General features: G+C 57.7%; 8 protein-coding genes. 5 read left to right on the plus strand and 3 right to left on the minus strand.

Annotated elements, in window-relative coordinates:
* On the minus strand, positions 1–194 hold a 194-nt coding region (locus BI344_RS24945; RefSeq protein ID WP_206600421.1), incomplete at its 3' end, for a hypothetical protein.
* Between the two features lie 1,472 nt (positions 195–1,666).
* On the opposite strand from BI344_RS24945, the gene BI344_RS24110 reads away from it, so the two are divergent.
* From BI344_RS24110 to BI344_RS17480, 3 genes are all read left to right on the plus strand, one after another.
* Positions 1,667–2,110, plus strand: a complete 444-nt coding sequence (locus BI344_RS24110) for a hypothetical protein (RefSeq protein WP_139167067.1) — start codon at positions 1,667–1,669, stop codon at positions 2,108–2,110.
* 336 nt (positions 2,111–2,446) lie between these two features.
* A complete protein-coding gene (locus BI344_RS17475; protein ID WP_083370284.1) occupies positions 2,447–3,121 on the plus strand; it encodes a BRO-N domain-containing protein in 675 nt (224 codons plus the stop codon).
* Positions 3,122–3,500: 379 nt separating this feature from the next.
* Complete coding sequence (locus tag BI344_RS17480) at positions 3,501–4,580, plus strand: calcium:cation antiporter (RefSeq protein ID WP_071114127.1); 1,080 nt, start codon at positions 3,501–3,503, stop codon at positions 4,578–4,580.
* A 195-nt stretch (positions 4,581–4,775) separates the two neighbouring features.
* Here BI344_RS17480 and BI344_RS17485 read toward each other — a convergent pair whose 3' ends face one another.
* Positions 4,776–6,335: an FAD-dependent monooxygenase gene (locus BI344_RS17485; protein ID WP_071114130.1), complete on the minus strand. Its 1,560-nt coding sequence runs from the start codon at positions 6,333–6,335 to the stop codon at positions 4,776–4,778.
* Positions 6,336–6,675: 340 nt separating this feature from the next.
* A complete protein-coding gene (locus BI344_RS17490) occupies positions 6,676–8,226 on the minus strand; it encodes an FAD-binding protein (RefSeq protein WP_083370285.1) in 1,551 nt (516 codons plus the stop codon).
* A gap of 193 nt (positions 8,227–8,419) precedes the next feature.
* On the opposite strand from BI344_RS17490, the gene BI344_RS25475 reads away from it, so the two are divergent.
* Both BI344_RS25475 and BI344_RS25480 read left to right on the plus strand, forming a co-directional pair.
* Positions 8,420–8,578, plus strand: a complete 159-nt coding sequence (locus tag BI344_RS25475; RefSeq protein WP_083339122.1) for a helix-turn-helix domain-containing protein — start codon at positions 8,420–8,422, stop codon at positions 8,576–8,578.
* A 76-nt stretch (positions 8,579–8,654) separates the two neighbouring features.
* Positions 8,655–8,990 carry a tRNA-binding protein gene (locus BI344_RS25480; protein ID WP_071114129.1) on the plus strand — a complete coding sequence of 112 codons (336 nt, stop codon included), beginning with the start codon at positions 8,655–8,657 and terminating at the stop codon, positions 8,988–8,990.
* Positions 8,991–9,000 lie beyond the last annotated feature (10 nt).

Below are 9,000 nucleotides of genomic sequence, written 5' to 3' on the forward strand. Positions count from 1 at the left end.
ATGGGCTTATGAGGAAGAGTGAGAATGTGTGCCATAGGGAGGCGCTTGGCGGCGCGAGCAAAAAGACCTATGAGGCCTTTCTTGATGTGGTATTTGATCCCGCTGCTGTTAAGGAGTTGTATTTTGGTTGGCGATGTCAAAAGATAAAAATCACCATGTAGGGCGATGAAAAAGTTGCCAAAAGGATGATGCATGAATTTCAAATGCTGAGTTGCGGGTTGTAGAGCCAGAGAGCGATACTTGGCGGTTAAACTCTCATCGTTTGAGTGATGATTTTTTGACTTTTAGGCATTGATATTGTGCTGACTTCCTTCGTGGAGGGGATATGTGTACTCTAAATCAAGAAGAGCTAGCTAATATATTTTATGAAAATCTCAATCAAATTTCACAGGGCCTGATTTCTGCTTTTTCGTTGAAGTTCGAGAGGGAGGTGGATCATCTTTCCTTGCCACTTCTCCGTTGGTTGGATTTCAGACTGCGCTATGTAGATCCCCGGCCTAGAAAGGTTGTTCTATCGGATAAATTTCCTGTCTCTGGGTTGTCGGATGAGGCATTGTCAGGATTAAATAGGCTAATAAGAATATTTGAGACTGGTGGTGATGTGAATCCATATCGAGGGCAAGGATTAGTAAACTTTAATGATACAAGTGGTCGACGTAAAAGTAATAGAACGGATGGGCTGTGGGCCGATTGGGAGTGTCGCACTTCCATCTCTCAGACGGTGACGTGGTGGTGGGAGACTACTTTGTAAAGAGGGGGGATCATTTACTTTGCATTGTTGAGGAGGACAGAGTTTTGTTTATTGATGCGCGCTCGCACCTCAGAGGTGTCGAGTATGCAGATTTGGATATTGTGGAGATTATTGCGGTAATTGGCCTGAAAGAATGGTGCAATTAAAAGGAGTGTTACCAGGCAAGGTTTGGGAGGGGGATGAAATTTATCAAATGAGAAGGAGTGGAGTAAGCGCTCCATTGGTTCTGGGTGGTAAGGTATATTTCATGGCGGGCTCGGGCATCACATCAGCTGCGACGGCGGATGTGGTCACTATGGCTGTAAATAGGTGTAGGCTTTATTTCAAGAGGCTTGCTGAGTGGGTGGCAAGTCCTGATGGGGATTTTGTTAGAACTTGTCGATGGCTTTCTGTAGATAACCAGCTTTTTGCTTGGCAATTACTCCGAGGGGCTTTCAGTGTATGAGGAGAATTCTAGAGCAGCATTTTCCCTTAGTTATATGAATTTTAAATTAAATTGGATTGATGATTTAAATAGTACGGTGTTGCCATCGTGGGCGCTGAAGGTGTATTTGGAAGCTGCGGAATAGGCTTGGTGGCCAGGCTGAGTGCAATGTAGCTCAACTCTTGCTGTATCGGTTTGTAGGAATTTTTGTGTCCGCTTCGCGGACGGATGTTTGGGCGCCGGTTCCGCCCGGCTTGACGGGTCCATTTCTTTTGCTCCGCCAAAAGAAATAGACGAAAGAAAAGGCGGCCCAGCAGCGCTGCGAAACCCCGTCTTCAAAGCCATTTTGAAGGAGTCGCCGGAACTAGCGGCGCGCTACCGTCGCGCCGCGTCGAACAACCGGCGACTTAAAACCTTGAAAATGGCTTCGAAGCCGGCTTGCGCTGATGGGCGGGATGTGGATACGTTATAAGAATTGTGAGTGGTGTGGAATGAATTCAGTTGTAGAACAGTACTTTAAATTAAATCCAGAAAGCCAACGAAATGTCCAGCTTTTCCTTTGCGAGGTGGCTCTGGAAGTATGGGAGAAATTAATTCCTGAGAATTTTATTTATAGAGAGAGTGTTGCTGGCACAAGTCAAATATTTGATGTCACTCTTCCAAGGAAGGCATTGGACTCTGTTGATTCTATAGAGCTAATGCATCAAGTCTGCGGATGTTATCGCGAACCTATAGTTGCATTGCAAGATGGTGATGTTGAGTTTTCTGAGAAAGCTGAATACGCATATTATGCAATATATAATTTTTTCCTATCTTCCTTGCATCGGACCTCGTCTGATCCATGGTTGATTCCAAGCCATGTCTTGTCAGCCGTAGGTATTGAAGAGGCTGAGCGGACACTGGAGCTAGCGATAAATTCTTTGAATTTGAAATGAATCAAGTATTTTGTAGTGTATAGGTATTTTTCCGCTGATCTTCTTGCCAGTCTTCCCGCCGTCATTTACCCTTGACCCTCTTGTGCCTGGGTTCTAGCCTAGTCGAGTCGTGTTCAATAGCACGATCAGGTTTGGCGACCTGGGACACATGGCAGACATTGCTGATAGAAGCTATGCCTGTCGCGCTTGAGCGCGCTCATGCACTCCATGGCGGGCCGGGCGGGGAGACCTACGGGTCTGCCGGGTCCATGTGTCCGGTTCGCCAACCCCGTTTCGGCCTGCCACCCCGTTTGGCGACGAGGGGGCAGTGGCTAATACCCACATGGAGTTTTACCAATGGCACAGTCCATCCAATCACCCGCACCCCCATCTTTGCGGGAATTTACTTTCCTCGATAAACCCTTCCATCTCCTGCATCGCCACAACGGCCTGTGGTTCTTCGCCGATGACGTCGCGGCGGCGATCAAGTGCCGCAGCACAGCGGCGCTGCTCAGCAAACTCAACAAAGAAGAAGTCCGCACCCTGCCGGTAGGCGCGGAGGATGTGGTGTGCCTGTCCGAAACCGGCGTGGCCATGGCGATTCGGCGCTATCGCAAGCCGGCGGCGCGGCGGTTTCGGCATTGGTTGGAGGAAGAGTTGCTGCCGGCTTTGCGGCGGGAGGGCGAGGAGGCGTTGACGGCGGATCAGCTGGAGCTGGCTTTGGCGCTGGCGGCGGAGGCGGCGCGGCAGGTGAGCCGGGCGGTGCTGGATGCAGTGTTGGAAAACGGCGAGGCGTGCTGGCAGCATACGCGCTGGCTGGTGACGCTGGATTACGAGCGGCACAACCGCCAGAAGCGCCCGCTCGGGCGCATGATGGGCCTGAACAGCTCCGTCGCCACTCTGGATGCCCTGGCGGAGTTGATCGCCGTGCCGGACGGCATGCCTGCCAGCGATACCGAGCTGGTGAAACTGGCCGCGGCCTGCCACTTACGCATGGCGGAGCGTTTGAGCCTGCGGGTCGCGGATGAGTGATTCGTAGGGTGCGTCACCCCGTAGGGGCGACACACCATTTGCGTTGCATACCCTCAAATGTTGATCCGACGAGATGTGTTGGCGGTGCGTCGCCCCTGCGGGGTGACGCACCCTACTTTGGAGGTCGCTTGAGATTGGTCGAGTGGATGGGCCTTCGGAGTGAGGGGCGATTGCGTTCTTTCCGACGGAGCGACGCACCGTTTGTTTACAAAGCCTGAACCCATTGGCCGTGTCGCGGTCTATTTACTTAATGCTGCTATGCTGTGGCTACGGCAGCTCTCCTGCTGGCTTTCAATTCATCTTTCAGAATGGTCGCTTTGGCTGGCCTGGCGGTTCCGATGCCGGGCAGGCGGCTGTTCGTCAAAATAAGGAAAATCCATTGACTCATAGCACGATTCCGCGCTGGACCATTGTCACCCCTGTATTGGCCTGGGCTGCCATCGCCGCGTCGTCGGCGGCGGGCGGGCAGGCTTTCTATTTGGCGCTGCTGGGTATTTTGCTGGCGGGAACGGTATTCGCCGCGGTGCATCATGCCGAGGTGGTGGCGCATAAGGTGGGCGAGCCTTTCGGCACCCTGATCCTGGCGCTGGCGGTGACGGTGATCGAGGTGGCGCTGATCATTTCCTTCATGCTGGGCGGGGGCGAGGAGAAGCTGGCGCTGGCGCGGGACACCATTTTTTCCGCCATCATGATCACCTGCAATGGCATTCTCGGCATCTGCCTGCTGTTGGGCGGTTTGCGCCATCGCGAGCAGAATTTCCAGCTTAGCGGTGCCAAGGCGGCATTGACGGTGCTGGCGGCGATTTCGGTATTGGCGCTGGTGCTGCCCAACTATGGCACTAGCCAGCCAGGGCCTTTGCTGTCGTCGTCACAATTGGCGTTCACCGGGGTGGTGTCGCTGGTGCTGTACGGCGCTTTTGTTTTTGTGCAAACCATTCGCCACCGCGATTATTTCCTGGTGGAGGGCAGCCATGACGAGAATGAGCACGCGCCGCCGCCCTCCAACAAGGTGGCCATGCTGGCCGTGGCGATGCTGCTGATTTGCCTGGTAGCGGTGGTGACCCTGGCCAAGCTGCTGTCGCCGTCGATTGAGCGTTTTGTGGTGGATGCCGGCGCGCCGGCGGCGGTGGTGGGCATCATCATCGCCGCCCTGGTGCTGTTGCCGGAAGGGTTGGCCGCCGCCAATGCGGCGAGGGCAGACCGGGTGCAGACCAGCCTGAATCTGGCTTTGGGTTCGGCGCTGGCATCGATTGGCCTGACCATTCCCACGGTGGCGATGATTTTCGTGTTCATGGGCGAGCCGCTGATCCTGGGCTTGGAAATCAAGGAAACCATATTTTTGCTGCTGACGCTGGTGGCATGCTCCTTGTCGCTATCGGTAGGGCGCACCACGATCTTGCAGGGCATCGTGCATCTGGTGATCTTCGCCTCTTTCGTGTTCTTTGCGATCAGCCCTTGAGCGAGCCTTGATGAGTTGAAAGCAAAAGCCGCCGGCATCAGTGCTGGCGGCTTTTCTGTTTTGGGCATGCTCGCCATGGCCGGCCACGTAGGGTGCGTCACCCCGTAGGGGCGACGCACCGTTTTTTTCATTCTCACAAATGTTGATTCGGCGGGAATATGTTAGAGGTGCGTCGCCCCGTTGGGGTGACGCACCCTACGGGTGATCGCTGGACGCTTTCGGTTCGCCAAACCATTGCGCCAGGATTGGCGTAATTTCCTCCACATCGGGCGAGGTCTCGCTGGCCCAAACCACGAAGCCGTCAGGTCGCACCAGAACGGCGCTCAGGCCAAGATTGTTTTTGACCGTGGCCGCGACATAGCCAACCCGCCCTTGCCAGCGCTTCATCCATGTTCGAAGCGGCGCAGCTGGGTTGAAATCCAGCAACAAGCCCTGTCCATTGCGCAACAGGTGGCCAATCTTCATCCCGTCTTCAAACTCGAAGTCCGGCACGCTGCGGCCTGTCAATGGGTGCTCGCCCGCAAGGTCGTAGCGCAGGGACACGCCCCATACCCGCTCCGCGAAATATGTCGCGCCATCGCGAGTCGCGATCAGGTCGCGGATGATGGCCTCGAGCGCCCGCGTGCTTGGCGTGGGGCGCATCAGCGCGACCTGGGCGCGGGACCAGTCGAGCACGCGCGCGCCAACCGGATGCCGCTCATGGTGGTAGCTGTCGAGCAGTCCGGCCGGCGCGTCTTTGCGTATCGTTGCGGCCAGCTTCCAGCCAAGGTTGATCGCGTCGCCGATCCCGAGATTGAGACCTTGACCGCCCAGGGGAGAGTGAATGTGCGCCGCGTCGCCGGCGAGCAGCACGCGCCCCCTGCGATACGCCGTCGCCTGATAGGCGCGATCGGTCCAGGTGGTGGCTAGCCGAATATCGGTCAGCGTAAGGTCTGTTCCAGACACGCGGCGCAACACGGCTTGTATGTGCGCCAGAGTGAGCGGCTGATTGCGATGGCACGCGCCGCCGTCGAACTCGGCCATCGCGATCACGCCGGGCCGCGCGTAGGTATACATGCCAGTCGGCGTATAGTGCCGGCCGGGTTGCAGCGCGTGTGGGTCAGCCAACACCGCGTCGATGGAATAGCCGGTAAACTCGGGATCAGTGCCAAGGAATTCGAAGCCGCCAGCCTTGCGAACCTGGCTGCGGCCGCCATCGCAGCCAATGAGCCAACGTCCGCGAAAAACTTCGCCGCCGGCGTGAACTGTTACCTCGTCGCCTGAGGCAAGATAGCCATCGACACCGACGCCGCGCAGAATCGTCGCCCCCATAGCAGAGGCTCGGCGTGCTACGGCTGTTTCGAAGACCTCCAATGTGACCGCCATCGATGTGTCGGCTGGACCTGGCAAACGGAAAAGCCAATTCGAGGTGTCGATGTCATCTAGATAGAACGGTATACCCGCGAAATGTCCGGCAGCGCGGCGCGGCTCTTGCATCCAATGCGCGCTTGCCTCTGTCTGCTTGGCCGCATCGTTCGTATTCGTCGCGGCGACGATTTCGTCCAGCAAGCCGCGGCGATGCAAGGCTTCAAAGGTGGGTACCGACAGGCCGCGCATGCCGAACGGAAGACGCTTCAAAGGAGAGTGTGAATCCTCTGCTTGCTCCAACACCAGGACCGAAAGGCCGAATAGGCGAAGCTCGCAAGCCAGGAAGAGTCCGACGGCGCCGGCGCCGGCGATGATGACGTCGTAAGGGGTGGAATGATGATTGTGCATGAGGGGCTCCATTGTCGATGTTCGACCGGAGCGTTCTTCATCTTCAGATCCGCACGGACGAACGATTGGACGCTTGCGGCGTCTGCTGTTCGTCGCGGGGATCTTGTGCGCGAGGCCAAAGACCAGAGCTTTCGTTACCGAAAGGACTTGGGCTTACCAGACCAAGTCTGCCTTTTCCGACGCGGTTTTATACCACGGTGACGGGCAGGCGGCAATGGCTGGCAAGAACGAGTAGGGTGCGCCACTTCAAGGGGGCGACGCACTATTTGTTTCCCACTTTCTCAAATATTGATCAGGCGAGGTATGTTTGCGGTGCGTCGCCCCTGTGGGGTGACGCACCCTACTTGATGGGAATGGACTGCGCGTGGTGGAAGTAGTCTTGCGGGTCCCACCGCTGCTTCACTTGCACCAAGTTGCGCGGCGCGCTGCGGTAGTTTTCCTTGAAATACAGCTGCATGGCTTGATCGATCTGGCCGTTCTCATGGGTGCCCAACTCGCAATCCGGGTAGTTGTAATAGCAGCCGTCCACCACGCCATTCTTGTCTTGCTCCGGATTGGGCGTGCCGCCATATTCGGCGTACACCGCCTGGTAAAAGCCATTGATCCAGTCCAGGTGCGCCTGGGCCTGTTCCTGGTGGCGTGATTGATGGCGCTGCCCTGGCGCGGAGGCGTTGTTCCAATAGGTTTGGTATTGCAGCTTCATGATGGAGCTGCGCTGCGGCACCGGGGTGGCGCTGCTGCTGCGCTCGTTGATCACGCCGCCGTAGCTGTCCACCTGCAGCAGGCTTTGCGCCAGAGCATCGGCCGCCAGCCCTTCCGGTTTATCATGCAGCCAGCGATAAATCTCATCCTTTTGATTTTGCGGGAATCCCTTGTTCATATAGGCGGATTTGTATTTGCCAAACTGGTTGGGGCCGGAGCCGTTTACTGTTTGCAGCGCTTCCAGATAGGTCAAGTGTTGCGCGCTGAGACTGGCGTGCAGCGTGTTGATCCAGCCGGGATGGCCGCCCATCGGCCGGCGCAGAACGGTTGCGGGCGCAATGGCGGCAAAGCGTTGTTGCAGGCTCTGGATGCGCGTCTCGGCCTGCTGGCAGTGCTGTTGGAAGCTGGCGCCGACGGGCGAGGCGATTTGCACCAGCAAACCGATCTGCGTGTTCTCGACTTGATTCAGCTTCAGCAAGCTGAAGTCGGTGTTGGGCATATGCGCGACGAAGTCGGCGTATTCGTCCAACAATTGGTCGAAGGCTTGTTTGGTGATCTTCTCCCAATCCCAGGCCAGCGTAAACTGCGTGGCATGGTCGGGCGCATCCGGCAGCGTGGCGAAATAATAGCGGACAATCACGCCGAAATTGCCGCAGCCGGCGCCGCGCAGGGCCCAGAACAGATCGCGTTCCGCCTGGTCGCCGCTTTGCTCGGAAACATGGCGCAATTTGGCCTGGCCTTGCGCCGCATCCCAGGTGACGATGTCGACGGCGCTTAAATGATCGACGGTCAAGCCATGCAAGCGGGACAGCAGGCCGTAACCGCCGCCGGTGATATGCCCGCCAGCCCCGACTGAATAACAGGAGCCGGCCGGCAAGGTTTTGCCATAGCCATTGAGCAAGGCGCGGTACACGCCCCAGTTTTCACAGCCGGCATCGACAAAGTACGCATTGCGTTCCGCATCGAAGCCCGCCTGGTTCATGGCGGACATGTCGATGATGGCGCGGGTGCTGTGGTTGTAGACGGAGTTCTCGTAACAGTGGCGGCCGGAGGCGATTTTCATATCGCGGCCATATTCGCTCAGCGCCGCGCCGACATATTCCTCTGCCTGCTCGTGGCGGGTGGGCACGTAAACGGCTTGCAGCTGAGGCGCGAACCAGCGCCGGTCAAAGCCTTGCTTGTCGCTCAAAATCAGCGGCTGATCGCCGCCCGCGTTGGTGCTTGCTTCATCTCTCCCTCCTTTGCGTTTTCACATTCATCTTGTGGGTCATTTTCGAATGCCGCGCTTGGCGGCGGCCTGCCATCTGTCGGCCAGCCAGTTTCACGCCCGGCTGAAGGCGGAAACCGGGCTGACGCCCATGGCCTAACTGTGCCGGCTGCGGATGGAGCGGGCGCGCCGTCTGTTGCGGGACAGCCCCGACAGCGTGCTGGATGTGGCGCTGCAGGTGGTCTACCAATCGGCGTCGGCTTTCGGCGCGGCTTACCGCCTGCACTTCGGTCACGCGCCCAGCGCCGCGCGGGGCAGAGTCCGACGCGCTTAGACCGGAGCCTGGCGAGCGCGCGGGCGTCCCGGCCCTTGCCATACTCTGCGGCTGTTTCAAGGCAAGGAGAGAGCAAGTGAACGAAATCAGCTGGGACGACTTTTTGCAGGTGGACCTGCGGGTGGGCACTATTGTCGGCGCCGCGCCCAATGTCCAGGCCCGCAAGCCGGCTTATGTGCTGACGGTGGATATGGGCGAGCTGGGTGTGAAAACCGCCAGCGCTCAGATTACCCACCATTATTCGCCGGACAGCCTGCTAGGCAAGCGCGTGTTGTGCGTCTCCAACTTCCCTCCCAAGCGCGTAGCCGGCGTGCGTTCCGAGGTGCTGGTTACCGGCGCCTATGACGAGGCCGGCAATGTGGTGTTGGCGGAGTTTACGCTGCCGCTGCCCAGCGGCAGCCGCCTGGTGTGAGGCGGGGCGC

The sequence above is a fragment of the Chromobacterium sphagni genome (assembly GCF_001855555.1).
Classification (GTDB): Bacteria; Pseudomonadota; Gammaproteobacteria; order Burkholderiales; family Chromobacteriaceae; genus Chromobacterium; species Chromobacterium sphagni.